The organism is Streptomyces sp. NPDC056987 (assembly GCF_042673865.1).
Classification (GTDB): domain Bacteria; phylum Actinomycetota; class Actinomycetes; order Streptomycetales; family Streptomycetaceae; genus Streptomyces.
On record NZ_JBHURV010000018.1, the window covers coordinates 142,669 to 165,402 of the forward strand.

At 73.4% G+C, this 22,734-nt stretch carries 18 protein-coding genes; 10 read left to right on the forward strand and 8 right to left on the reverse strand.

What is annotated here, in order from left to right:
* The first annotated feature begins 5 nt into the window (after nucleotides 1-5).
* Nucleotides 6-1,892: a hypothetical protein gene (locus ACFTZC_RS21710; RefSeq protein WP_382892084.1), complete on the forward strand. Its 1,887-nt coding sequence runs from the start codon at nucleotides 6-8 to the stop codon at nucleotides 1,890-1,892.
* Here ACFTZC_RS21710 and ACFTZC_RS21715 read toward each other — a convergent pair.
* Nucleotides 1,870-4,041, reverse strand: coding sequence for a tetratricopeptide repeat protein (locus tag ACFTZC_RS21715; protein ID WP_382892086.1), 2,172 nt, complete (start codon nucleotides 4,039-4,041; stop codon nucleotides 1,870-1,872). The two genes, ACFTZC_RS21710 and ACFTZC_RS21715, sit on opposite strands and share 23 nt — an antisense overlap.
* Nucleotides 4,042-4,357: 316 nt before the next feature.
* Here ACFTZC_RS21715 and ACFTZC_RS21720 point away from each other — a divergent pair, with 316 nt between their 5' ends.
* Nucleotides 4,358-5,359 (forward strand): helix-turn-helix transcriptional regulator, encoded by a 1,002-nt coding sequence (locus tag ACFTZC_RS21720; protein WP_382892088.1) that lies wholly within the window; start codon nucleotides 4,358-4,360, stop codon nucleotides 5,357-5,359.
* A 169-nt stretch (nucleotides 5,360-5,528) separates the two neighbouring features.
* Entirely contained in the window at nucleotides 5,529-6,920 is a 1,392-nt protein-coding gene (locus ACFTZC_RS21725; protein ID WP_382892090.1) for a D-alanyl-D-alanine carboxypeptidase family protein, read from the forward strand.
* A gap of 38 nt (nucleotides 6,921-6,958) precedes the next feature.
* Here ACFTZC_RS21725 and ACFTZC_RS21730 read toward each other — a convergent pair whose 3' ends face one another.
* On the reverse strand, nucleotides 6,959-7,816 hold the full coding sequence (locus tag ACFTZC_RS21730) for a pentapeptide repeat-containing protein (RefSeq protein ID WP_382892091.1): 858 nt from the start codon (nucleotides 7,814-7,816) through the stop codon (nucleotides 6,959-6,961).
* Between the two features lie 147 nt (nucleotides 7,817-7,963).
* Nucleotides 7,964-10,672, reverse strand: coding sequence for an ATP-binding protein (locus ACFTZC_RS21735; RefSeq protein WP_382892093.1), 2,709 nt, complete (start codon nucleotides 10,670-10,672; stop codon nucleotides 7,964-7,966).
* Between the two features lie 248 nt (nucleotides 10,673-10,920).
* Between ACFTZC_RS21735 and ACFTZC_RS21740 the strand changes: the two genes are divergently transcribed.
* Complete coding sequence (locus ACFTZC_RS21740) at nucleotides 10,921-11,784, forward strand: helix-turn-helix domain-containing protein (RefSeq protein WP_382892095.1); 864 nt, start codon at nucleotides 10,921-10,923, stop codon at nucleotides 11,782-11,784.
* Between the two features lie 55 nt (nucleotides 11,785-11,839).
* Here ACFTZC_RS21740 and ACFTZC_RS21745 read toward each other — a convergent pair whose 3' ends face one another.
* The gene (locus ACFTZC_RS21745; protein WP_382892143.1) at nucleotides 11,840-12,814 is read right to left on the reverse strand and encodes an aldo/keto reductase; all 975 of its coding nucleotides are present in this window, start codon (nucleotides 12,812-12,814) and stop codon (nucleotides 11,840-11,842) included.
* 250 nt (nucleotides 12,815-13,064) lie between these two features.
* A complete protein-coding gene (locus ACFTZC_RS21750; protein ID WP_382892097.1) occupies nucleotides 13,065-13,751 on the reverse strand; it encodes a DUF2848 domain-containing protein in 687 nt (228 codons plus the stop codon).
* A gap of 146 nt (nucleotides 13,752-13,897) precedes the next feature.
* Between ACFTZC_RS21750 and ACFTZC_RS21755 the strand changes: the two genes are divergently transcribed.
* The gene (locus ACFTZC_RS21755; RefSeq protein WP_382892099.1) at nucleotides 13,898-15,280 is read left to right on the forward strand and encodes an MFS transporter; all 1,383 of its coding nucleotides are present in this window, start codon (nucleotides 13,898-13,900) and stop codon (nucleotides 15,278-15,280) included.
* A gap of 83 nt (nucleotides 15,281-15,363) precedes the next feature.
* Nucleotides 15,364-16,182 carry a carbon-nitrogen hydrolase family protein gene (locus tag ACFTZC_RS21760; protein WP_382892101.1) on the forward strand — a complete coding sequence of 273 codons (819 nt, stop codon included), beginning with the start codon at nucleotides 15,364-15,366 and terminating at the stop codon, nucleotides 16,180-16,182.
* A gap of 93 nt (nucleotides 16,183-16,275) precedes the next feature.
* Here the strand turns inward: ACFTZC_RS21760 and ACFTZC_RS21765 are convergent, their stop codons facing one another.
* On the reverse strand, nucleotides 16,276-16,902 hold the full coding sequence (locus ACFTZC_RS21765) for a GntR family transcriptional regulator (RefSeq protein ID WP_382892103.1): 627 nt from the start codon (nucleotides 16,900-16,902) through the stop codon (nucleotides 16,276-16,278).
* 397 nt (nucleotides 16,903-17,299) lie between these two features.
* On the opposite strand from ACFTZC_RS21765, the gene ACFTZC_RS21770 reads away from it, so the two are divergent.
* From ACFTZC_RS21770 to ACFTZC_RS21785, 4 genes are all read left to right on the forward strand, one after another.
* Nucleotides 17,300-18,493 (forward strand): S1 family peptidase, encoded by a 1,194-nt coding sequence (locus ACFTZC_RS21770; RefSeq protein ID WP_382892105.1) that lies wholly within the window; start codon nucleotides 17,300-17,302, stop codon nucleotides 18,491-18,493.
* Nucleotides 18,494-18,736: 243 nt separating this feature from the next.
* Entirely contained in the window at nucleotides 18,737-19,714 is a 978-nt protein-coding gene (locus ACFTZC_RS21775) for an XRE family transcriptional regulator (RefSeq protein ID WP_382892107.1), read from the forward strand.
* Between the two features lie 109 nt (nucleotides 19,715-19,823).
* Complete coding sequence (locus ACFTZC_RS21780; RefSeq protein ID WP_382892145.1) at nucleotides 19,824-20,201, forward strand: ArsR/SmtB family transcription factor; 378 nt, start codon at nucleotides 19,824-19,826, stop codon at nucleotides 20,199-20,201.
* A 142-nt stretch (nucleotides 20,202-20,343) separates the two neighbouring features.
* A complete protein-coding gene (locus tag ACFTZC_RS21785) occupies nucleotides 20,344-20,715 on the forward strand; it encodes a hypothetical protein (protein WP_365811816.1) in 372 nt (123 codons plus the stop codon).
* Nucleotides 20,716-20,788: 73 nt separating this feature from the next.
* On the opposite strand, the gene ACFTZC_RS21790 is transcribed toward ACFTZC_RS21785, so the two are convergent.
* Together ACFTZC_RS21790 and ACFTZC_RS21795 are read right to left on the reverse strand one after the other, a co-directional pair.
* Nucleotides 20,789-21,151 (reverse strand): metalloregulator ArsR/SmtB family transcription factor, encoded by a 363-nt coding sequence (locus ACFTZC_RS21790; RefSeq protein ID WP_365811815.1) that lies wholly within the window; start codon nucleotides 21,149-21,151, stop codon nucleotides 20,789-20,791.
* Nucleotides 21,152-21,369: 218 nt separating this feature from the next.
* Entirely contained in the window at nucleotides 21,370-22,551 is a 1,182-nt protein-coding gene (locus ACFTZC_RS21795) for a Gfo/Idh/MocA family protein (RefSeq protein ID WP_382892110.1), read from the reverse strand.
* Nucleotides 22,552-22,734 lie beyond the last annotated feature (183 nt).

The following is a 22,734-nucleotide window of genomic DNA, read 5'->3' on the forward strand; positions in this document are numbered from 1 at the left end:
GCGGCGTGGACGAGTGGATACGGGTGCCGGTGGGCACCGGTTCGGCGCGGTGGACGACGCGCGGACGGTGCCGGCGGGTGCTGTTCGTCGTGCACAACGTGACCTCGGCGACCCGGCTGCTGGACGTTCTCCCGCTGTTCCGGGACGACCTGCGCGTCCAACTGCTCGCCACGTGCACGGGTTCGTCACCGTTCCAGGCCGGGGTGGCCGAACTGCTGGCGGAGACGGGGGTACCGGTACTTCCGTGGGAGCAGGCGGCCTCCCTCCCGGTGGACCTGGCGATCTCGGCGAGCTTCGGCGGCCAACTCCACGCGATAAAGGGAAAGTTGACCGTCCTCTCGCACGGCGTTGGCTACAATAAGAGGCTGGCAACACCGGACACCGGACACCGGACACCGGACACCGGGCGCCTTTCGGCCGAGGCCGCCCCACCCGTCTTCGGGCTCTCCCCCGAGTGGCTGCTCGCCGACGGGGCACCGGTCGCGGACGCGATGGTCCTCTCCCACCCCGAACAGGCGGCGCGGCTGCGCGCCGCCTGTCCCGAGGCCGCTCCCACCGCCGTCCTCGCCGGCGACCCCTGTTTCGACCGCCTGCTGGCCGCCGTCCCGTACCGCGAGCGCTTCCGCCGGGCCCTCGGCGTCCGTGAGGGCCAGCGGCTCGTGCTGCTCAGCTCGACCTGGAACCCGGATTCCCTCTTCGGGGACGGCGGGGCCGAGGACGTACTGCCCGCACTGCTGCCGCGCCTGACGGCCGAGCTGCCCGCCGACGAGTACCGCTCGGCCGCCGTACTGCACCCCAACATCTGGCACGGTCACGGCCCCGGGCAGATCCGCGCCTGGCTGGACCGGGCCCGCCGGGGCGGTCTGGCGCTGGTGGACCCCCTGGAGGGGTGGCGCCAGGCGCTGATCGCGGCCGATGTGATCATCGGGGACGCCGGTTCCGTGACGTACTACGGGGCCGCCCTGCGCACCCCCGTCCTGCTGGGCGCGGCCTCGGTGGACGGTCTCGACGCCGGGTCGCCGGTGGCCGCGTTCGTACGGCAGGCACCCCGGCTCTCGCCCCACGCGCCGCTCCGGTCACAGCTGGAGGCGCTGCTCGGCGGAGGAGAGCGCCGGCCGCCGGTCCCGGCGCCGGAACCGGGCCCCGCGGAGCTGGTCTCGTCGGTCCCCGGTGCGGCGGCGGCTCTGCTGCGGCGCCACTTCTACCGGGTCATCGGCATCCCCGAGCCCGTGGAGCCCGCGCTGCTCGACCCGCTGCCGCTGCCGCCCTGCGAACGGGTCACCCGGACGGCCCCGCTGAGGGTGGTGACCCGGCTGACCGGGGCGTACGAGGTCGAGGTGGACCGCTACGCGGATCCGCGCTCCGAGCCCGCGGCGGACGGGGACACCCACCTCGCCGTGCACGAGGACACCCTGGACCCCGGGCGTCTCGCCCTGGCGGATGTGATCTTCCGGTACGGCGCCGCGGACGACCCCCGGTTCGGCGGGCCGGCGCGGTGGACCGACGAGGTGCTGGCGCGCCATCCGCACAGTGCCCTGGCGGCGTTCGTCACCGAGGACGGGGCGTGCACGGTCCGTACCCGCGCGGGCGTGCTGGTGCGGCTCTCCGACGGTGTCCCGGAGGGTCTCCCGGGCGGTCCCCTGTCCGGGGCCGACCCCGCCGCCTACGCCTCCGCCCTCCACGCCTGGCTGGCCTCGGGGAAGGCTCCGGCGGAGCTGACGGCGGCCGGGATGACGGTACGGACCGGCGCGGGCGCCTGCCGGGTGTCAGTCACGCCGCTCGTCCCCGACGCACCGGCCGTCCCCCACGCACCGGCCGTTCCCGCCGCGCCGGTCCTCCCCGTCACGCCGGTCCTCCCCGTCACACCGATCAGTCCCGGGCAAGGGCGCTGAGGCAGCGCTCGCGCAGGGCCCGCAGATGCGCGAGGTGGTGGGCGGCCTTCTCCTTGTCGAGGGTGACCGCCGCCTCGTCGATCAGCGGCAGCGCTCCCTCCGGGTTGCCCTCGGCGAGATGTGTCTCGGCCAGATCGGTGAGCGTCCGCGCCGTGTTGTACGGATCGGCGCCGGTCCCGAAGAAGCCGAGCGCCGTCTCCAGCCGCTCCCGGGCCTCGGCGAACCTGCCGAGTCCGCGCAGGGCCCGGCCCCGGTGCCGCTCCAGCAGGGCGCGGGCGCGCGGCAGATCACGGGCGCCCTCGCCGTCGGTCCCCGCCCCGTCCAGGACCGCCGACGCCTCGTCGAAGCACGCGTACGCCTCCTGGAAGCGCCACTGGCGCAGCCGCAGCAGGCCCAGGGACTCGACGGCGGTCGCCTGCCCGCGCCGGTGCCCGGCCGCCTCCTCGGCCCGTACGGCGGCGGTCAGATGAGACTCGGCCTCTTCGTCCTCCCGCAGCTCCAGCAGGTTCAGCGCCAGCAGCACATGCATCCGCCCGGCCAGCCGGGATCCGGGGTGGTGGGCGTCCACCACCCGGGCCCCCGCCCTGAGCGCCGGCAGGATCTCGTCGTGGTGGCCCGCCTTGAGCTGGAGCGGCCAGAGCGCCTGGCAGAGCTGGTGGACGGAGTCGGGATCGCCGAACTCCTCGGCGGCGAGGACGGCCTGGACGAGGTTGCCCAGCTCGGCACGGAGGACGGTGAGCGCCTCGCCCGCGTCGCGGTACGGGCCGGGGCTCGCCGCCAGTTCGTCGTAGAGCCGGCCGATCGCCCACGCCTGGGGCAGGGCGGCGAGCCGGGCCCGTACGGCGAGGCGCAGATACCACCGCACCGTGCCGGTCAGGGCCGCCGAGCAGGCCGCGATGCCGTCCGTGCGGAAGGCGGTCTCCTCCGCGTGGGCGCGGACCGCGGGACGGTAGCGGAAGCGGCCGGAGTCCGTGAGCTCCAGCAACTGCCCGTCCGCCAGGGCTCCGAGGATCCGGTCCGCCTCGGCCTCGGACAGCCCCGCGACGTCCGCGACGACGGCCGGTCCGAGCGCGGGCCATTCCCGCAGCGACATCAGCCGGTAGACCCTGGCCGCACCGGGCTCCAGCCCGCGGTACGTCCTTTCCGCCGCGGCACGGACCGGGTCGGCGGCGGGCAGGGCGGGGCCCTCCTCCGTACGGTGCCGGGGCTCACCCGGGCCGGAGAGCGGCGCATGCTCCGGCTCCGACAGCAGGGGCGCGGCGGCCCGCAGCGCGTAGGGCGAGCCGCCGCACCGCTCCAGCACCCGCGGCAGTACGTCCCGGGCGCCGGCCACGGTGTCGCCGCCCGCGAGATCCGTGAGCAGCCGGCGCGCGTCCTTGTCGGACAGCGGTCCGACCGGGACGGGTACGGCGTCGAGGCCGGGCAGCGGCCGACGCGCGACCACCACCGTGAACACCTCGGGCGCGGCGGTCAGCAACGGCCGGACCTGCGCGGACGAGTGGGCGTGGTCGAGCACGACGAGCAGTCGCCGGTCGGCCACACAGCGGCGGAAGGCAGCCTGCCGGTCCGCCGCGCCCGGCGGTACGTCGTCCTGGTCCATGCCGAGCTGGACCAGCAGGCTGCGCAGCACCACGGTGCTGTCGACGGCGGTGCCCGCGGAGGCGCCGCGCAGATCGGCGTAGAGCTGTCCGCCGGGGAACCGGGCGGCTTCCTTGCACCCCCAGTGGACGGCGAGGGCGCTGGTGCCGATGCCTTCGGGGCCGTGGACCAGCGCGAGCCGGGGGCGCCCGTCGGCCTTGCGCGAGGCCTCGCGTTCCAGCAGCCGCATCGGTCCCTGACGGTCCGTGAAGAACCGTACGGACGGCGGAAGCGCGGGGACGCCGTCCGCGGTCGCCCGGAGCGGGGCCGTACGGGCGAAGGCCGCCCAGGCGCGGGCGAGCGCGGGGTCGTGGCGTACGCCCTCGTGGACGAGGCGGGCCACGGCGGACAGCTCGGCCGGTCCGGTGGGCGCGGCCACCTCCTGCCCGGCGATCCGCCGCACCAGGCCGCCGGCCGATTCCCAGGCCCACTTCCCCGCCTCGTTGGCCAGCCCCGCGCCCACGGCGCCCAGCACCGCGGTGATCGCCGCCAGTGACATGGGATCCAGCATGTCCCGCTCCCCCGCTCCCCTGATCTGCGGCCCGGCCGGTCCGCAGTCCGGCAGGTCTGTGGCCCGGCACGTCCATGGACCGGCCGGTCCACGGCCGTCGTCCGAGGACGCCCGGCGCCACGGTTCCGGATCAACGGTAGTCCCGATCACCGGCGTTCGGGCAGAGTTGGCGGCTACTCGCGGCACTCCGCGCGGATCGCCGCGTCCGGGAACCCGCGCCCCGGCGACGGGGCGGAGCGCCCGGGAACGGGCCCGGCCCTCTCCGGGTACCGGCCGGTATCAGGCGGGGGCAGCCGTACGCGCTGATACTGACCCCATGACCCGACACGGAGAGCTGGGCACGGCCCTGCACCGCTGGCGCGACCGGCTCGCCCCGGCCGAGGCCGGGCTGCCCTCGGACGAGCCCGCCAGGACGGGCGGGCTGCGCCACGAGGAACTGGCGCGGCTGACCGGGCTGTCCGTGGACTATCTCGTCCGGCTGGAGGAGGGACGGGCCACCTCTCCGTCGGCACAGGTCCTCACGTCGCTGGCGTGCGCCCTGCGGCTCTCCGACGACGAGCGCCGGCATCTCTTCCTGCTCGCCGGGCAGTCCCCGCCCGCCGTGGGCCGGGTCCCCGACCGTGTTCCGGCGGGCGTACGGCGGCTGCTCGGGCGCCTCGCGGGGACCCCGATCGGGGTGTACGACGCGTCCTGGAACCTGATCACCTGGAATCCCCTGTGGGCCGCGCTGGTCGGTGACCCCGCGCAGGTCCCGCCGCGCGGGCGCAACGCCGCCTGGCAGCACTTCACCGGCCGGCCGAGCCGGATCGTCCACACCCCGGAGCAGGAGGCCCGGTTCGAGGCGGCGCTCGTCGCCGACCTGCGCGCGGCCACCCTCCGCTATCCGACCGATGTACGGCTGCGCTTCCTCATCGGTGAGCTGCGGCGCGCCAGCAGCCGGTTCGCGGTGCTCTGGAACTCCCGGATCGCCGGTGTGCACGACAGCGCGACCCGTACCGTCCATCACCCGGATGTCGGACCGGTGACGGTCGACTGCGACACGTTCACCGTGCCCGGGTGCGATCTGCGGATCGCCGCGTACTCGGCGGCATCCGGCACCGACGCCGCCGACAAGCTCGCCCTGCTCGACGTGATCGGCACCGAGGTCATCGGCGTCGCGACGGGGCCCGTACGGGGCCCCGGGGACGGCCTCGTACAGGAGCCGGGGGACGGCCTCGCGCGGTGGCCCGGCGACGGTCCCGCGCCGGAGCCCGGCGACGGCGGGGAGCCGGGCTCCGGCACGGATCCCGCCGCCGACCCCGCGCCCGCCGGAACCTGACGGGGCGGCCCCGCCTCGGTCGGCCCCTCCCCGACGGCGCCCCGCCCCGGTGGCGCCCCGCCCTGTCACCCGATCGGGTGCCCGCCCCGGAGGGGCCGACCGGGGCGGTGATACATCCGGTCGGCCCACGCGAGGGGCGCGCGGCGCGGTCCGTTCCTACCGTGGCGGGATGATCATCAGACCCGTGACGCGCTCCGCGCTCTCCGGCACCGTCGCCCTCGCCGCCGGCCTGCTGGTCCTCCTGCCGGTGTCCCCGCCGGCCGCAGCGGATTCCCGTACCGATCCGGCCGTACGCGCCCCCGGTCTGCCCGCGGGCGCCGTGATCGCGGGCTTCCCCGGCGCCGGCGCCCCGCCCGGCGCGCCGGGCGCACCCGCCCCGAGCGGCTCGGCCGCCGCGTCCCGCCCGGCCGCCCCGACGCCGCCGGGCCGGGCGGCCGGCTCCCTCGACGACGCCGCCGCCCGGGACGGTTCACTGCTGCGCCGCTCCGGGGTACAGGCCAGGCCCGCGCGCGGCACCCCCGCGCCGCCGGAACTCTCCGCCCTCTCCTGGCTGGTCGCGGACGCCCGTACGGGAGAGGTGCTCGCCGCGCGGGACGCGCACCGTCCGCTGCCGCCCGCCTCCACCCTCAAGACGCTCTTCGCCATCACCACACTGCCGCGGGTCTCCGAGCACGCCGAGCGCCTGGTGACGGACGAGGAACTGGACGACATCGGTCCGGGCAGCAGCACGGTGGGGGTCGTCCCCGGGGTGCGGTACGAGGCCGCCGATCTGTGGCGGGGTGTCTTCCTCAGCTCCGGCAACGACGCGGTGCGGGTCCTCTCCGAGATGAACGGCGGCCTGGACGCGACCGTCAAGCAGATGCGGGACAAGGCGAAGCTGCTGGGCGCGCGCGACACCCATGTGGTCTCGCCCGACGGCTACGACGCCCCGGGCCAGGTCTCCTCCGCGTACGACCTGGCGGTCTTCGGCCGTACGGGGCTGGCCTCGCCGGACTTCGTCCGCTACAGCTCGACCGTCGACGCCGAGTTCCCCGGCTACGGCGGCAACTTCGGCATCATGAACACCAACCGGCTGCTGACCGGGGCCGACGGGGTCGAGGCGTATCCGGGGCTGATCGGTGTGAAGAACGGCTACACCACGGAGGCCGGCTACACCCTGATCGCCGCCGCCCGGCACGGCGACCGCACCCTGCTGGTGACGGTGATGAACCCGCAGTGGGGCGGCGTCCACGCCGTGTACGAGGAGGCCAGGGAACTCCTGGACTGGGGGTTCAAGGCTCAGGGCCGGGTGACCCCGGTCGGATCGCTCCAGCCGCCTCCGGCGCCGCTGCCGCCGCGTCCCACGGTGGAGGCGGCGGGTCCCGAGCCCGGGGTGGTCGAGAAGGCGGTACGGGCCCACCCGCCGACGCCGACGCCGGCTCCCGCGGCCCACGCGGCGGCGGCCGGGCCGGTGACCGGGACCGTACTGCCGGTGGCGTTCATCGGCGCGGCCGCGCTCGCGGCGCTCGCGCTCTTCCTCGTACGGCGCGGACGCGGCGGGGGCGCCGGGGACGGCCACTGAGCGCGGGGACGGGGCGGCCCCCCGGCCGGCCGCGGCGGCTACCAGTGGGCGGGGCGCGCGAGGGACGGCGGCAGCCGGGTGTCCGCGTCGCCCCGCGCCGCGTTGACCTGGGTCTGGACGAGGAAGATGCTGCCGGTGAGATCGGCGCCGCGCAGATCGGCGTCCCGGAGGTCGGCCCCGATCAGATCGGCCAGCCGCAGGTCGGCGCCCCGCAGATCGGCGGCGATCAGATACGCCCCGCGCAGGTCCGCGCCGCGCAGATCGGCGGCCCTGAGCCGGGCGCCGAGGAGGTCGGCGCCCCTGCGGTTCTTCTTCCTGCCCTTGACCTGGGCCCGGACGAGTTCGCTGGTCCGCAGCAGCAGGGGGTTGACGGCGGCGCGGCGGGCCGCGACGTCCAGGGCCAGCAGGGTGGCGGGGTCGGCGAGGGTGAGGCGTTCCAACTCCTCCAGCGCGGCGCGGAGTTCGCCGTGGAGTGCGCGGGCCGGCTCCAGGGTGAGCGCCTCGGTGAGATACCGGAGGAGCTCCTGGAGCTGGCGCACCACCGGGAGGAGCGCGAACATCTCGTCGGCGGTGCCCGGGGCCTGCCGCCAGTCCTGTCCCCCGTAGGTGATTTGGGAGATCTTCTGTCCGGCGCCGAAGCAGTCGTAGACCGTGCAGCCCCGGAAGCCGCGCTGCCGCAGCTCGCGGTGGACGGAGCAGCGGAAGTCGGTGCGGAGATGGGAGCAGGGTTTCCCGGCGGCCTTGTGCTCGGGGAAGTCCGCGGAGGGGGCGAAGGTCAGGGCGACGCAGCACAGTCCGAAGCAGTTCGCGCAGTCGGCCCGCAGCCCGGGGTCGTCGAGCGCGGGGCCGTCCTGGGCATGGCCGGGGTCGGTGCGGTGGTCGGGCTGGTGGGGCAAGGGGGCCGGTCTCCTGTCACGGATGGGCGTCCCGCCCGAGCCTACCGGCCGTCCTCCCCGGGCCTACCGCCCGTCCTCCCCGAGCCCCTGCCCCGTGCTTCCCTCGCCCCTGCCCCGTGCTTCCCTCGCCCCTCCCCCGTCCGCGTCTCAGCGCTGGGCGTGGTGGGAGTCCATCGCGCGGCGCGCCCGGGCGGCGAGACCGTCGGCGCCGCAGCTCTCGGCGAGTTCGAGCCCACAGGACAGTTCGGCGTGGAACCCCGCGGCGATGCCGTACTCGACCCGGGCGACGGCCCGTTCGTACGCGCACGGCGACGCTTCGAGATGCGCCACGGCCTGGGCGAGCAGCTCGACCCGTTCCGGGCCGTCCTTCAGGGACGCCGTGCAGCAGAGCGCCACCCCGATGGCGGTGTGCGTGCCGAAGCGTTCGGCCCGGTCCCTGGCGTACGCGGCGAGCTGGGCCGCGCGGCGCGGATCGTCGTCGGCGAGGGCCCGCGCGAGGTCGATCGCCCAGGGGGCCATGACAACGCTGTGCCGACCCCGGGCCAGCAACGCCTGCCCGGCCGCCTCCAGTTCGGCGACGGCCTCGTCCTTCCTGCCGAGGGCCAGCAGCAGCCTGCCGCGGACCGAGGGGGCGTCGGGGATGACGATCGTGGAGGAGTACGGCGGCGCGAACGCGTACCGCTCGGCGGCCTCCTCCGCTTCGTCGACATGGCCGCGCGCGAGCAGCGTGTCGATGAGCATGCAGACGGCGTCCCAGTTCATCGGGAGGCCGTTGCCGACCCGGTCGGCCAGGCGCAGGCTCTCACGCAGATACTTCTCGGCGTCCGCGAGCCGGCCGCGCCTGCGGTGGACGTAGCCGACCAGCGCGTGGGCGAAGGCGAGGTGGCCGCCGCTCCAGCCGGAGATCTCGAAGGCGCGCAGCGCCTCGCTGAACAGGCTCTCGGCGCGGTCGAGCCGGTCGGCGAAGGCGTACGAGAGCGCGAGGAGGGCCGGGGGTTCGAAGCCCCATCCCGGGTCGGCCCAGCCGACGCCGGGCGGCAGGGCGCCGTCCTTCAGGGCCCGTTCGCCGATCTGGACGATCTCCTCGGCGCTCTCGCCGCGGGCCGTCCCGTCGAAGGCGCGCAGCATGAGCAGGACGCGTTCGGTGTTGTCCCGCCCGGTGAGCGGGGCCGCGGTGCGGGCGAGGCGGCGCGACCGGTCCGGGCCGTCCTCCTCGATGGCCTGGACTCCCTCCCAGAGGAAGTGCGCGGCCTGGAGCCGCATTCTGACGGGCCCGTCCGGGGTGCGGGCGGCCTCGGTGGCCACGACATGGGCGGCGTCGCCGGTCTGGTTGTTGTGGGTCAGCGCCTGCGCGAGCCGGAAGACCACGTCCACGCGCAGGGCGTCGTCGAGATGCGGGGTGTCGAGCGCGGCGCGCAGATGTCCGACCGTGGTGGCGGGCGAGGTCAGCAGGGTGGCACAGCCCAGCTCGTACAGCAGCGGTCCCCGTACGCTGGACAACGGCGGTTCCGCCAGGGCCCGTTCGAGGCAGCGGCGTGCCGCGTCGGGGGCGCCGACCGCGAGGTGTTCGGCGGCGGCCTCCCGTAGCTGTTCGACCAGTTCGGGGTCGCCGTCGGGGTGGACTTCGAGGAGGTGCGGCGCCGCGGCGGCGGCTCCCCGGCCGCTGCGGGAGACCGCCCAGGCGGCGAGTCCGTGCATCGCGGCGCGCACGCCCGCCGGGATGGCGCGGTAGACGGCCCCGGCGATCAGCGGATGGACGAACTCCAGCGGGTCGGTGCCGACGAGGATCCGCGCGGCGCGCAGCCGCTCCGCGCACTCGGCGGCCTCCTCGTCGCTCATGCCCGCGAGCGAGACGGTCAGGTCGAGGGAGATGTCCGTGCCGAGGATCGCGGCGGCCCAGGCGAACCGGGTGGTGGCCGTGCCCAGTTCCTCCAGCCGCGCGATGAGGCCGGTGCCGCGCGCCGAGGCGCCGAGGGCGCGCAGTTCGCCGGCATTGGTCCCCACGGGGTCGAGCGTGCTGTCCCGTACCTTGGCGAGGAGTTCGACGGTCTCGTAGGCGTTGCCGCCGGTCACCGCCCACACCTCGCGGCAGAACGGGTCGTCCGCCCGCTCCCCGAGCGCGGCGCGGGTGAGCCCGGCCGTGGCATCGGGGGTGAGTTCCCGGAGGGTGACCAGCAGTCTGGCCGCCGCGCCGAGCGTCCTGAGGTGTTCCTCGGCCTCGCCGACGGCCTCCTCGGTGCGGTAGCCGACGACCACGAGGACGGGCACGGAGCGCCCCGGGCTGCGCGCGAAGGAGGCGAGCCAGGCCAGGGTCTCCAGGTCGGCCCACTGGGCGTCGTCCACGGTGAGCAGGAGCGGGCCGTGGACCTTCGCGAGCCGTTCGACGAGCGCGTCCAGGCCGTCCCTGACGCCCTGCGGATCGGCGGGCTGGTCACCGGGCGGCAGTATCCCGAGCGCGGGGCCGACTATCTCGTACCGCTCGCCGAGGAGACCGGAAGCCGCCCCGTACGTGTCGTGCTCACCGCGGTCGGCGTGACCGGCCCGATCACCCTGCTCGGTCCGGGCGTCGGCGACCACGAGCGCGGGCTGCAGGAGCTGCCGTACGACATGGAACGGTACGGAGGTCAGCCCCTCGCCGCCGCGCGCCGCCCACACGGCGCAGCGCCCGGCGGCGAGCCGGCGCACCTCGGAGAGCAGCGCGGTCTTGCCGAGCCCGGCCGCGCCCCGGTAGACGAGCACCCCGCCGGTGGGCACGGTCGCGCACAGGGCGTCCACGGCGCGGGCCGCGGCGGCCAGTTCGGGTTCACGCTCCAGCAGCGGGAGAGCGACCATCTGCTCCGGCCGGTGCACCGGCATCCCTCCCCCTCTCGGGCAGCGCCCAGGTCACGTGACGAGCCTAGACCCGCAGCACGCCGAGTGGACCCGAATATGCACGAATTCGACCGTTCGACTGCGTGGCCGCGCGGAAGGGTGTAGAGGATCCGCGGCCCCCGGGAACCGGCCGAGACGCACGATCCGTTCACAGGGCGTCAACAGGGCCTCCTCACCCCGGTACCGCTGTGGCAGACTCGCCGGTATGGCGCACCGGTTCTCGGGGGTGGAGTGTGAGTGAGCCTCGGTCGGCCCCGACCATCGGGCAACTCGTTCTCGGCAGACAGCTCCAGACGCTCCGTGAGAAGGCCGGACTCAGCCGGGACCAGTCGGCGAGGCTGCTCCATGTCACCGCCGCCACCGTCCGCCGGATGGAGACCGCCGAGGTCTCCCTCAAGATCCCCTATCTCCAGTTCCTGCTGCCCGAGTACGGGGTCGGCCCCCAGGACACCGAGGTCTTCCTCCGGCTGGCCGAGGAGGCCAACAAGCCGGGCTGGTGGCAGCGGTTCCACGACATACTCCCGGACTGGTTCAGCGGGTACGTCAGCCTCGAAGAGGCCGCGAAGACCATCCGCTCGTACGAGCCGCACTTCGTGCCGGGGCTGCTCCAGACCGAGGAGTACGCGCACGCGGTCCTGTCCACGGGGGCGGTCGGCCGGACCGCCGACCCGCTCCGGATCGAGCGCCATGTCGCCCTGCGGATGGAGAGACAGGCGCTGCTCACCCGCGCCGACGCCCCGGCGTTCTGGGCCGTTCTGGACGAGACGGTGCTCCGCCGGGCCGTGGGCTCGAAGGCCGTGATGCGCGCCCAGATCGACCGGCTGATCGAGGCGGTCGAGATGCCGAACGTGACGCTCCAGATAGCCGAGTTCGGCGCGGGGCCGCACCCCGGTGCGTACAGCCCGTTCGTCCTCTTCCGCTTCGGCATCCCCGAGGTGCCCGACATGGTGTACATCGAGTATCTGACCGGGGCGCTCTATCTGGACGAGGCCCACGAGGTGTCCGCGCACATGCAGGCGATGGACCGGATGGTCACCCTCGCGGAGCCGGCGAACCATACGCGGCAGCTCCTGACGGCCTTCCGCCGGGAACTCTGACCGCCGGACCGCCGCACGGCGTCACCGCCGCACGGCGTCACCGCTCCGTACCCCTTCAGGACTTCGTCGCTCCGCCGTCCGCCAGCAGAGCGTCGATCGCGGTCAGTTCGGGCTCCGTCAGGGGCGCGGCGTCCAGGACGGCGAGGTTCTGGTCGAGTTGGGCGACGCTGCTCGCGCCGATCAGGACCGAGGTGACCCGCGCGTCGCGCAGCACCCAGCCCAGCGCGAGCTGGGCCAGGGTCTGGCCCCGGTCCCCCGCGACCTTGTCGAGCGCGTGCAGCAGGGTCAGCTTCTCCTCGCTGAGCGCGTCCCGCTTCAGGAAGTGGCCGACGGCCATCCGCGAGTCGGCGGGCACCCCGTTGAGATAGCGGTCGGTGAGCTGCCCCTGGGCGAGCGGCGAGAAGGCGATGACCCCGGCCCCGACCTCGTCGGACGCGGCGATCAGCCCGTTGCGCTCGATGCCCCGGTCGAGCATGTTGTACGCGTGCTGGTTGATCAGCAGCGGGGTGCCCAGCTCCTTGAGGAGTTCGGACGCGCGCCGCATCTGCTCGGGCGGATAGTTGGACAGCCCGGCGTACAGGGCCTTGCCCTGCCGTACGGCGGAGGCCAGCGCCCCGACCGTCTCCTCCAGCGGTGTGTCCGGGTCGAAGCGGTGCGAGTAGAAGAGGTCGACGTACTCGACGCGCATCCGGCTCAGCGACTGGTCGAGGCTGGAGAGCAGGTGCTTGCGCGAACCGAACTCACCGTAGGGGCCCGGCCACATGTCGTAGCCGGCCTTGGTGGAGAGGAACAGCTCGTCGCGGTAGGGCCGGAAGTCCTGCGCGTAGACCGTCCCGAAGTTCGCCTCGGCGCTGCCGTACGGCGGGCCGTAGTTGTTCGCCAGGTCGAAGTGGGTGACACCGCGGTCGAAGGCGCGGCGCAGCACGGCGCGCTGCTTCTCCAGCGGGGCCGTGTCACCGAAGTTGTGCCACAGCCCGAGGGAGACCTGCGGCAGCCGTACGCCGCTGAGACCGCTGCGCTGGAACCGCATGCCGGCGTAGCGGTCGGCGGCGGCGAGGTAGGGCGGTCGTTTCAAAGGACTCTCCTGTGAGGTCGAGCGGGTCGCGGAGGCCGGTCCACCAGCGGATCGGCGGCTGTGACCTGCCGTTCCGCCGTCATTCCGGCGGGCCCCTAGACGCTACACACGACTCCGCCCGTTGGGAACGCCCGGCCATGATCCGGCCGGAGCGGTGGGCGGGCTCCCACAGGGCCCGCCCACCGCTCCGGTCAGGGCGGACGGATCAGCCGATCGGCGCCGGCATGCGCACCACGTCGTACGCGAGCCCGATCGTGTCGCCCGTGGCCGGGTCGGCCAGCTCCACCCGCCAGCGGTCGGCGAACTGGTCGACGCCCTCGACCATGGGGATCGTGCCGGAGATCAGCACCGTGCCGGGCACGAGGTCGCCGCGCTCCCGCAGCACCTCGGCCCAGTATGCGGGGGTGAGCAGTTCGGCGAGCGTGCCGTCCTGGATGAGCGATTCCCGGCCCGCGGCGCCCACCCAGGCCCGCAGGGTGATGCTGTCGAGCCGGTCCTCCACGTCGGCCAGCAGCCAGGCGCGGCGGGCGAGCACGTCCGGGCCCGCGTTCTTGCTCCACGCCACCCCGTGCACCTCCAGCTCACGGTCGGTGTGGTCACAGGCCGCGGTCAGCAGCAGCTCACCCTCCGTGTCCACGACCAGGGCCCACTCCGCCTCGCCGGAGGTGCGGCCGTGCTGGGCGCTGACCCGTTCGGTGTGCTGGGCGAGGTACGGGGAAACCGGGTAGAGGGCGGGGGTGACGGACGGCGCGGGCACGCCGAGCTCGGCGAGTTCGGCCACGTGCGCGGCCACGTCGTCCTGGCTGCGGCCCGCATAGCCGGCGTTGAGCACCTGGACGACATCGGCCTGCCGAGTGGTGCCGTCGGGCAGTTCGAAGGTGAGCAGCGCCATGGGGGTTCTCCACATCGTTCGCGGTATCGGCGAGGTTAACTTTGCGCGGAAGGCTTGCGCATACCACCTGTATACAAGAAGTATGCCGGAAGGTCGACAGTGCGCCCTCCCCCGATGGCGGCGCGCCCCACCCAAGGACGGATGTCGTGAACCACACCAGTACGCGTACGGATCAGCCCCCGCCCGGCGGCTCGGCGGTCCGCCGCGCCTTCTTCGCCAGCCTCACCGGAACCGCCCTGGAGTGGTACGACTTCGCCATCTACTCCGTGGCCGCCGCCCTCGTCTTCGGCGAGGTGTTCTTCCCCTCCGAGGACCCGGCCACCGGCACGCTCCTGGCCTTCTCCACGTATGCCGTGGGCTATGTGTCCCGCCCGCTGGGCGGCTTCGTCTTCGGCCGCCTCGGTGACCGGATCGGCCGCAAGAAAGTGCTCATCGCGACGCTCGTCCTGATCGGCGTCGCGACCCTCTTCATCGGTCTGCTCCCGTCGTACGCGACGATCGGGGTGACCGCCCCGATCGTGCTGGTGATCCTCCGCTTCGCGCAGGGCGTCGGCGTCGGCGGCGAGTGGGGCGGCGCCGTACTGCTGTCCAGCGAGTTCGGCGATCCCCGGCGGCGCGGCTTCTACGCCTCGGCCGCGCAGGTCGGGCCGCCGGCCGGCAATCTGCTGGCCAACGGCGTCCTCGCGGCCCTGGGCCTGCTGCTCACCGAGGACCAGTTCATGAGCTGGGGCTGGCGGGTGGCGTTCCTGCTCTCCGGGGTCCTGGTCGTCTTCGGGCTGTGGATCCGTACGAAGCTGGAGGAGACCCCGGTCTTCCTCGCCATGGAGGCGGCGGAGAAGCGCCCCGAGGCGCCGATCAGGGAGGTCTTCACCACCCATCCGCGGGCGCTGGCCGCCGCGATCCTCAGCAGGATCGCCCCCGATGTGCTGTACGCGCTGTTCACCGTCTTCGTGCTGACGTACGCGACCACCGAACTCGACATGTCCCGCGGTTCGGCGCTGGCCGCCGTCCTGATCGGCTCCACCTTCCAGCTCTTCCTCATCCCGCTGGCGGGGGCCCTCTCCGACCGGGTCAACCGGCGTCTGCTGTACGGGCTCTCCGCGGCCGCGGCCGGGGTGTGGCCGTTCGTGTTCTTCCCGCTGACCTCCGGCGGGAGCTGGCCGCTGCTCACTCTCGGCGTGGTGGTCGCGCTCGCCATCCACTCGCTGATGTACGGGCCGCAGGCGGCCTTCATCTCCGAGCAGTTCTCCCCGCGGCTGCGCTACACCGGCTCCTCGCTCGCCTACACCCTGGCCGGGGTCGTGGGCGGGGCGGTGGCGCCGCTGCTGTTCACGGCGCTGCTCGACGCCTACCACTCGTGGATCCCGCTGGCGCTCTACATCGTGATCACCGCGGTGGTCACGATCGCCGGCGTGTGGCTGGGCCGCGACGGATCGGCCACCGACGAGGAGGACCCGCTGGGCCCGCCGGCCGCCCCGGCCGACGCCGCGGACGGGTCCGTACGACCGGACGGCGCGGCCACCCGCTGACCGCACCACAGCACCACGCACCACAGCACCCGCACACTCATGGCATCCGCCCGTCCGCCCCGTACACCCGGAAGGAACCGCCCATGCGCATCGCGCTGAGCCAGCTCACCACCGGCCCCGACCCCGAGTCGAACCTCGGGCTGCTCCGCGAAGAGGCCCGTCGCGCGGCGGACGGCGGCGCCCGCGCCGTCGTCTTCCCCGAAGCCTCGATGGCCTGCTTCGGCACCCCGCTCGCCCCGGTGGCCGAGCCGCTCGACGGCCCCTGGGCCGAGGAGGTCCGCAGGATCGCCAAGGACACCGGGCTCGTGGTGGTCGCGGGGATGTTCACCCCCGCGCCCGACGGCAAGGTGGCCAACACACTGCTGGCCACCGGTCCCGGGGTGGAGGCGTCGTACGACAAGATCCACCTCTACGACGCCTTCGGCTACGCCGAGTCCGACAGCGTGGCGCCCGGCTCCGAGGTCGTCACCATCGACGTGGACGGTGTCCGGATCGGCCTCGCGACCTGTTACGACGTCCGCTTCCCCGAGCTGTTCCGGGCCCACGCGGACGCGGGCGCGGTCGTTTCGCTGCTCCTCGCGTCCTGGGGGGCGGGGCCCGGCAAGCGTGAGCAGTGGGAGCTGCTGACGCGGGCCCGCGCGCTCGACGCGACCCTCTGGCTCGCCGCCGTGGGCCAGGCCGACCCGGCGGCGTCCGCCACGGCGGCCGCCGGCGCGGCGGGGGCGTCGAACGCGCCCACCGGCATCGGCCACAGCGCGGTCATCGGCCCCGACGGGACCGTACGGCAGTCACTCGGCGCGGCACCGGGGATGCTGCTGGCCGACCTCGACCCGGAGGAGGTCGCGGCCGTCCGCCGGGCCGTTCCCGTACTGGCCAACCGGCGTCTGGCCGGGCGGGGCTGAGGCACCGGTCCGGGGCCTGTCCGCCGAGCGGAACAGGCCCCGGACCCCGATGCGCGCCTGGACCCGGATGCGGGCCCGCGTCCGGATCAGGTGCTAGCCGGCGAGCAGGACCTTGAGGGTCGTCTCCAGATGGCTGTCGATCGCGGTGCACGCGGCCCCCGCGTCACCCTCGGCGATCGCGGCCAGGATCGCCCGGTGTTCGCGCAGCACGGCCTCCTGCCGGCCCTGCCGGTTGTAGAGCGCCACCACTCCGGCCCTGATCTGCCGGCTGCGCAGCCCGTCGTAGTGGCGGGCGAGCAGTTCGTTGCCCACGGCGGCGACCATCGTCGCGTGGAACTGGTGGTCCACGGCGATGAATTCCTTGGCGTGCTCGGGACCGCTCAGCGTGCGCTGGCGCTCCAGCAGCGCGGTCAGCTCCGCCACGGGGGCCTGTCCGTCCGGGACGACGCGCTCGGCCGCGTACCGCTCGACGATGCCGCGCAGCTCCATCAGTTCGGTGATCTCCCGTCCGGAGAGCGGCACGATCTGCGCGCCGCGCTTGGGGACCAGCCGGACCAGGTCCTCGGCGGCGAGCAGCAGCAGGGCCTCGCGGATGGGCGTGCGGGAGACACCGATACGGTCCGCGATCTCCTGCTCGGAGAGGAACTCGCCCTGGAGATCGGGGTCGGTGAGGACTTCCTCCTTGAGGAACGCGTACGCCTTCTCGCGGCCTGACGTCACGGCTTCCCCCACGGTTGCATACAATGAGTATACAAAATCTACCACGCGCGTCCGCGTACCCGCGTCGCGGCACACCCGTGCGCGTGGAGCTCCGCGCACGGGTGGGGTGGCGAGCACCACGAGCACGCCAATTGGGCACATTCACCGCACCCCTCGCCCGTTATGTTCTTCTCTTTCCTTTCTTCCGAAGCCGTTTCAACAGTGCGGGTCAACTCTGTTGAATTTCAGCCGACGGAACTCCCTTGAACCGGCCCGAGAAAATAGGCCAGAGTTCCCAACGCGGTAACCAAGCAACCTGGTTGCCGCCGGACACACGGCTCCCCCCTCTGTGAAACCGGCTTCCCCACGCCGGTTTCCTCCCCCCATGCACGGCCGTGTGTTCCGTGAACCGGAAGGAATGACTGTGCGAGTCTCCCGGAACATTCTCGCGGCCGTGGCCGCGGGCGCGCTGCTCTCCGTCACCGTCGTGACCGGAGCCCAGGCGGGCGAACAGACCGCCGAGCGCTACGACCCGGCGATGGTCAAGGCCCTGGCCACCTCGCTCGGAGTCAGCGAGACGGCGGCCGTCGACCGGCTGGACCGTCAGGCGGACCAGCAGGCCGAGCTCTCGGAGCTGGACCGGCAGGGGGTCGCGACGGACGGCGCCTTCTTCGACAGAGCCGGCACCCTCGTCGTCAACGCCGCCGACGCCCGCGCCGGACAGCGCATCGAGGACGCGGGCCTGACCCCGCGGGTGGCCGAGCACGGCCGGGCCGCGCTGGACCGTATCAAGGCCGAGCTGGACTCCAAGGCTCTGCGGCAGACCCCGGCCGGCGTCACCGCCTGGTCGGTGGATCTCGCCTCCGACACCGTCACCGTCGAGGTCAACAGCGCGAAGAGCGCGGCGGCGAAGTCCTTCCTCAAGGCCGCGCGGGCCCACGGCGACGCCGTCCGCGTGATCGAGGGCAAGGAGAAGCTGTCCACGCAGGCCGTCGTCACCCCGGGCGACGAGATGTCCTTCAACGGCTATGTCTGCTCGGTCGGATACGGCGCCCGGGACGCGTCGGGACGCCAGTACCTCGTCACCGCGGGCCACTGCATCGAGGACCTGCCCGTCCTGTCGTACAAGGGCACGCGCTTCGCCAAGGGAACCAGCACCCGCTTCGCGGTCGGCAGCCGCAGCGTCGACATGGGCATCGCGGCCGTGGACTCGGGCAACTCCATAGCCACGCAGGTCGGCACGTACGGCAGCGCGGGCACCGTCGCCGTCCAGGGCAGCAAGCGGGCCTCCTCCGGCGCGGCCCTGTGCAAGTCGGGCCGTACGACCTTCTGGACCTGCGGCAAGGTCAACTCGTACAACGTGACCGTCACCTACAGCGACGCCAACGGCGGCCCCGACACCGTCGTCACCGGGCTCGGCAGTTCCTCCGTCTGCACCCAGGGCGGCGACAGCGGCGGCGCGTACATCTCCGGCAACCAGGCCCAGGGCATGACCTCGGGCGGCCCGTCGGCGCAGCGCTGCACCGGCAGCGTCAACTCGCCGGGGTCCTCCTACTTCCAGCCCCTGGACGACGCGCTCTCGTACTACGGCCTCACGCTGAACACCAACTGAGCGCCGGCACCCGCTGAGCATCGGCACCGACTGAGGGCCGGCATCAACTGAGCGCGGCACCGACCGACCGCCGGCACCGGCCGGCCGCCGGCACCCGCTGACCGCCCCGGTGCGCACGCCCGGCCCGGTCGCGCACCGCCGGTCGGCCCCCGCCGGCTCCCAGGACCGCCCATCGGATACGGTGGGCGGTCCTGCCCGTGCGGGCACGGCGCGGCACCACCGCACGACCGGGAGGGGAATCCAGTGCACCAGGACCCGGATCCCTCCCCGTCCGGCTTCGCCCCGGATCCCTCCCCTCTCTCCCCCTCCGGCTTCGCCGAGGTCTTCCAGCAGGCCATCAAGAGACGCGGCCTGTCCCTGGAGCGGGTCCGCAGCCGGCTCGCCGAGCAGGGAATCACGATCAGCCTGACCACCCTCAGCTACTGGCAGCGCGGCCGCAGCGAGCCCGAACGGGCGGATTCGCTGCGCGCCGTGGACGCGCTGGAGACCATCCTCGACCTGCCGCCGGGGACGCTGCGCGCGCTGATCGGCCCGTACCGGCCCCGGGGCCGGGTCGCGCCGCCCGCCCACGACCTCAGCTCCTCCCACCGCGTGTTCGGCGAGAACTCCCTGGCGGAGCAGATCCTCGGCCCCGACTTCGCGCGGCTCAACGAGGCCATCACCACGCTGAGCATCCGGGAGACCGTCACCATCGACGAGCACCGGCGCCTGTGCTCCATCGCCATCCAGCAGGTGCTGCGCGCGGCCCGCGACGGCGCGGACCGGCTCACCGCCGTCCACACGGTCGACAGCGGGGCACGCGCGGTCAGCACCACGGTACGGTGCGGAATTCCCGGACCCGTCCGCTTTCTGCCCGAAGTGAGCACGGTCGTCCTCGACATACAGTTCGGCCGGAAACTCGCGAAGAACGAGACGGTCGTCATCGACTACACCCTTTCCGTCGATCCCGGGGACGGCACGGACGACCATTACGAACGCCGCACCCGCGTCCGGCTGCGCGATTACCTCCTCCACGTCTATTTCCATCCGGCGGCCCTGCCGGTGGTCAGCCACCGCTATTACCGGGAGCACTCGGGGGCGGAGATGAGCTACAACCACCGGGTCGCCCTGGACGCCTCGCACACGGTCCACTCGGCGCCGGGCCGCTGCCCGGCGGGCATCCACGGCATCTCCTGGGAGTGGCCCGAACAGGAGTCCGGTGGGCCTGGCCGGGATTGGTGAGGTGGACACCCCGCCGACTAGGCTGGACCGCTTCGTGCGCGGTCGCGCGCGGGAGCGGCGCTGCCGGAGAGTTCGGAGAGTGAGGGGACGTTCCGTGACGGGGGCACAGGTGGCGGGGGCACGCGTTCCGCTGTACCAGGCGAAGGCGGAGTTCTTCCGGATGCTGGGGCACCCGGTGCGCATCCGGGTGCTGGAACTGCTCCAGGACGGGCCGATGCCGGTACGGGATCTGCTCGCCGCGATCGAGATCGAGCCGTCCAGTCTCTCCCAGCAGCTCGCGGTGTTGCGCCGCGCCGGGATCGTGACCGCGACCCGGAGCAGTTCGACCGTCGTGTACGAGCTGGCCGGCGGGGACGTGGCGGAGCTGCTCCGGTCGGCGCGGCGGATCCTGGTCGAGCTGCTGGCCGGCCAGGAGGATCTGCTCACCGAACTGCGTGACAAGCCGCGTTCGCCGGCGCCGGTGGACGTTCCGGAGGAAGTCTCGTAGGACGCCGGGCCCGGCCCGGACGGGCGACAGAAGCGGAATCACGTCTTCTAGTTGAAGATATCTTCAATTCGCCATCCCGTACAAGTCGTTACTCGATAAACTCGTCATACGGAGAGTCATCAGGCCGAGAGGACCGGGGTACATGGCAAGCGCGGACGTGGCACTGAAGGACGCGATGATGATCGAGGGCGCCCAGGGCGCCGCTCTGGTCGACTACACCAGCGGCATGGCGCTGGGCACGCTGGGCGGAAGCAAGGACCTGGACCTCGCCGTCGCGGCGGCGGGGAACACCGATGTCGTACGGGCCAAGATGCGCACCCTGGAGACGCTGGGCATCCGGGACGCCATCGAGGACATCCTGATCACGCTGGGCTCCCAGTACCACGTGATACGGCCGCTGTCCGGCTCGGCCGGCCAGGGGCTGTTCCTGTATCTCGTGCTGGACCGGGCGCGCGCCAATCTGGCCATGGCGCGCCACCAGTTGAAGCGGATCGAGAACGAGGTGGACGTATAGGCGACGGCGTGGGCGAGAGTCCCCGGTTCCCGGTGCTCCCGGAGGTCCCGCAGCTCCCGCAGGTCCGCACGGACTAGGACGGTCCGCCCTGCGGGGGTGTGGCCCCCGAGTCCGCGGCCCGCAGGTCGGCGAGGAGTTCGGCCTGGCCCGCCAGCACCCCGGAGAGGATCGCCCGCGCGACGCTCAGCAGTTCCGCGAGATAGGGATGGGCGAGCGCGTAGTGGACGGCGGAGCCCTCCCGGCGCGTGACCACCAGATTGGCACGGCGCAGCACGGCCAACTGCTGGGAGAGCTGGGCGGGCTCGACACCGACCTCCGGAAGCATCTCGGAGACCGCGTGCTCCCGCTCGCTGAGCAGTTCGAGCACCCGTATACGGACGGGGTGGCCCAGCGTCTTGAAGAACTCGGCCTTCAGTTGGTACAGCGGCGTACTCACCGGCCTTGCCTCATTTCCCGCGCGTACCCCGCGTGCCGCGCCTCTACCCGGAAGTCCCTGTCCCGGGGCCGTCCTCGATGTGCTGTCACCCGCACATGCTGCCACCCCCGCCTGCCGTCACTCCCGCGTGGTGATCTCGGGGAAACGCCCACATTACCGGCCGGGCTCCCGGGGTCCGTACGCCCCATGGCCGACCGGCTCCGCTCCGCCGCGGAGGGCTACGCCACGGTGACGCTCCTGCCGTCCGCGTGCGCGGCGGCCACGACCGCGTCGAGGATCCGCAGATTGTGCAGCCCGTGGGCGAGCGGCGGACAGGGCGGCAGCCGGTCGAGACCGGCGATCTGGTCGAGGAACGCCCGCGCCTGGAAGGCGAAGAACTCGTTCTGCCCATGGCCCACGCTGGGGAAGTCCATGGGCAGCCCCTGGGCGACGTACGGGTGGTCGGGGCCGATCAGGACCTGCCGGTAGCCGTTGACAGGGCCGGCCGGGGTGGCATCCGCGAGGGTGAACTCGCCGGGGCGCACCAGGTCGAACGCGGCGGCCCCGTTGTCGCAGAAGACCTCGAAACCGAGGGAGTTGGCGAGACCGTAGGCGACCCGCGACACGGAGAACGTACCGACGGCGCCGCTCCGGAAGGTGAGGGTGAAGGTCGCGATGTCCTCGTTCTCGACCGGCGCCCGCTCGTCGCCGACCGGGACGGCGGCGGAGTGGCCGACGGCGGTGCCCAGCGGGACCGGCCGGTCCCCCACCACGGTGGTCAGGACCGTACCGCGGACGCTCTCGACGGGTCCGCACAGGTACTCGCCGAGGTCCACGAGGTGGCTGCCGATGTCGGCGAGCGCGCCGGAGCCGGGGCCGCCGCGGTAGCGCCAGCTCATGGGCGCGTCGGGGTGGTGCCCGTAGTCGCACCAGTAGTGGCCGTTGAAGTGGCGCACCTGGCCGAGGCCGCCGTCGGTGATCTGCTCCCGGATCGCGTTGATCGCGGGCGAGCGGCGGAAGGTGAAGCCGACCGCGGCCACCCGGTCCGTCCTCGCCGCGGCGTCGGTCATGGCCTGCGCGTCGGCCGTGGACGGTGCCAGCGGTTTCTCGCACAGCACGTGCTTCCCGGCCGCGAGCAGCCCCTCGACGATCTCGCGGTGCAGCGGGTTGGCGACCACGACACTCACCGCGTCGATGTCGGGCGCGGCGGCGATCGCCCGCCAGTCGGTCTCGGCGCGCCGGTAGCCGTACCGGCGGGCGGCGTCACGGGCGAAGGGCTCATGGGCGTCGGCGACGGCGACGAGCCGCACCTCGGGCAGACCGGGATCGAAGAGGGTCGACGCGGTGCGGTATCCGCTGAGGTGCGCCCGGCCGGCCATCCCGGCTCCGACGACTGCTACCCCGATCGACGCTGTGGGCATGGGAAACCTCTTCCGTCACTCGTTCTCCGCGCGCTTTTAAAGCGCTTTAAGACGCTGGTACTATCAGTCCGCCCGCCGCGAGGTGTCAAGGGCCCGGTGCGGCGCCGCGGACCGTATGCATGAGGGACGTACGAGGGAACGGCCATGGAGGATCAGCCGGTGAGGAGAGCGGACTCCGGCGGC

What these genes read in the sequence shown, in the direction of transcription:
- ACFTZC_RS21715 (WP_382892086.1), bottom strand. Translation starts at nt 4,041, where the DNA reads ATGCTGGATCCCATGTCACTGGCGGCGATCACCGCGGTGCTGGGCGCC.
- ACFTZC_RS21720 (WP_382892088.1), top strand. Translation starts at nt 4,358, where the DNA reads ATGACCCGACACGGAGAGCTGGGCACGGCCCTGCACCGCTGGCGCGAC.
- ACFTZC_RS21725 (WP_382892090.1), top strand. Translation starts at nt 5,529, where the DNA reads ATGATCATCAGACCCGTGACGCGCTCCGCGCTCTCCGGCACCGTCGCC.
- ACFTZC_RS21735 (WP_382892093.1), bottom strand. Translation starts at nt 10,672, where the DNA reads ATGCCGGTGCACCGGCCGGAGCAGATGGTCGCTCTCCCGCTGCTGGAG.
- ACFTZC_RS21745 (WP_382892143.1), bottom strand. Translation starts at nt 12,814, where the DNA reads ATGCGGTTCCAGCGCAGCGGTCTCAGCGGCGTACGGCTGCCGCAGGTC.
- ACFTZC_RS21750 (WP_382892097.1), bottom strand. Translation starts at nt 13,751, where the DNA reads ATGGCGCTGCTCACCTTCGAACTGCCCGACGGCACCACTCGGCAGGCC.
- ACFTZC_RS21760 (WP_382892101.1), top strand. Translation starts at nt 15,364, where the DNA reads ATGCGCATCGCGCTGAGCCAGCTCACCACCGGCCCCGACCCCGAGTCG.
- ACFTZC_RS21770 (WP_382892105.1), top strand. Translation starts at nt 17,300, where the DNA reads ATGACTGTGCGAGTCTCCCGGAACATTCTCGCGGCCGTGGCCGCGGGC.
- ACFTZC_RS21785 (WP_365811816.1), top strand. Translation starts at nt 20,344, where the DNA reads ATGGCAAGCGCGGACGTGGCACTGAAGGACGCGATGATGATCGAGGGC.
- ACFTZC_RS21795 (WP_382892110.1), bottom strand. Translation starts at nt 22,551, where the DNA reads ATGCCCACAGCGTCGATCGGGGTAGCAGTCGTCGGAGCCGGGATGGCC.